This window comes from Actinosynnema sp. NPDC059797 (genome assembly GCF_042732085.1).
Taxonomy (GTDB): domain Bacteria; phylum Actinomycetota; class Actinomycetes; order Mycobacteriales; family Pseudonocardiaceae; genus Actinosynnema.
Map to the genome: position 1 here is coordinate 1 of NZ_JBHWIE010000675.1, position 2039 is coordinate 2039.

At 77.3% G+C, this 2039-nt stretch carries 1 protein-coding gene; it reads left to right on the forward strand.

Translation table 11 applies throughout. The features are described 5' to 3' along the window. Positions 1-2039: amino acid adenylation domain-containing protein (locus ACFV4N_RS43205; RefSeq protein WP_499678501.1), on the forward strand; the 2039-nt coding region annotated here is incomplete at both ends.

The following is a 2039-nucleotide window of genomic DNA, read 5'->3' on the forward strand; positions in this document are numbered from 1 at the left end:
TCGGGCGTGCGCCCCGGCGCCCGCGTCGGCGTGCTGCTCGACCGAGGGTTCGACCTGGTCGTCGCGGTGCTCGCGGTGCTCAAGGCCGGCGGCGGGTTCACCCTGCTCGACCCCGGCTTCCCGCCGAGCCGCATGGCCGCGGTCCTGCGCGCCGCCGCCGCGTCCGCGGTGGTCACCGACGCGGCCGGCGCCGCCCGGCTGCGCGCCGCGGACGTCCCGGCCCGGTTCGTCGACATCGCCACCGACGTCGGCGGCCACCCCGCCGACGCGCCCGACGTCGCCGTGGACCCCGGCTCGCCCGCGTGCGTCATCTTCACCTCCGGCTCGACCGGCCGCCCCAAGGGCGTGCTCGCGCCGCACCGGGCGGTCGTGCGCACCCTCGTCGGCCAGGACTTCCTGGACACCGCGCCCGGCCAGGTGTGGTTGCAGTGCGCGCCGGTGCCGTGGGACGGGTTCGTGCTGGAGCTGTTCGGCGCGCTGCTGTCCGGCGCGGCCTGCGTGCTCCAGCCCGGCCCCGCCCCCGAACCGGCGCAGGTCGCCCGCCTGGTCGCCGAGCACGGCGTCACCACGGTGTTCCTGTCCGCCAGCCTGCTCAACTACGTGCTGGACGAGCACCCGGCCGTGTTCGACGTGCTGCGGCTGGTGATGACCGGCGGCGAGGCGGCGTCGGCGCCGCACCTGGCGCGGCTGCTGCGCGACCACCCGGGCGTGCGGGTGGTCAACGGCTACGGCCCGGCCGAGCACATGATCTACACCAGCGGCCACGACGTGCGGCCCGTCGACACCGCCGGCCAGGCCGTGCCGATCGGCCTGCCGCTGGCCGACAAGCGCTCCTACGTGCTGGACGACCGGCTGGAGCCGGCGCCGCCGGGCGTGCCGGGCGAGCTGTACGTCACGGGCGTCGGCTCGGCGCTGGGCTACGCGGGCGAACCGGGCCTGACCGCCGAGCGGTTCGTGGCCTGCCCGTTCGAGCCGGGCGGGCGCATGTACCGCACCGGAGACCTGGTGAAGTGGCGCGCCGACGGCGTGCTGGAGTTCGTCGGCCGCGCCGACGACCAGGTCAAGGTCCGCGGCTTCCGGATCGAGCCCGGCGAGGTGCAGGCGGCCCTGGACGCGCACCCGGACGTGCGGCGCAGCGCGGTCGTGGTGCGCGAGGACCGGCCCGGGGACAAGCGCCTGGTCGCCTACGTGGTGCCCGAGCCGGGGACCGCGCCGGAGCCGACTGCCCTGGCCGCCCACGCCGCCGACCTGCTGCCCGCCCACCTGCGACCCGGCGCGTACGTGCTGCTGGACCGCATCCCGCTCAACGCCAACGGCAAGCTCGACCGGGCGGCCCTGCCCGCGCCCCGGCTCGCCGCGGCGGAGCGCCGGGCGCCGCGCACGGCCCGCGAGGTGATCCTGGTCGGCCTGTTCGCCGACGTCCTGGGCCTGCCCGACGAGCACGTGGGCCTGGACGACGACTTCTTCGCCCTCGGCGGCCACTCCCTGCTGGCCGCCAAGCTGGTCGGACGGGTGCGGGCGGCGCTGGACGCGGAGGTCGGCATCCGCGACCTGTTCGACGGGCCCACCCCCGCCGCGCTGGGCGACCGGCTGGTCCGCGTGGCCGAGGGCAGGCCCGCGCTCACCCCCGCGCCGCGGCCGGACGAGGTGCCGCTGTCCTACGCCCAGGCCCGCCTGTGGTTCATCGACCAGCTGGAGGGCGCGGGCGCGGCCTACAACGTGCCGCACGCGGTGCGGTTGCGCGGCCGGCTCGACCCGGACGCGCTGCGGGCGGCGCTGACCGACGTGGTCCGCAGGCACGAGGCCCTGCGCACGGTGTTCCCGTCGATCGACGGGGTGCCGCAGCAGGTGGTCCGGCCCGCCGAGGACGTGCTGCTCGGCCTGCCGCTGCGGGAGGCGGCGGAGGCCGAGGTGGACGGGTTGGCCCGGGATGCGGCGCGGGAGGCGTTCGACCTGACCGCCGAGCTGCCGGTGCGCGCGACCCTGCTGCGCGTCGCCGACGACCACCACGTGCTCCTGCTCGTCCTGCACCACATCGC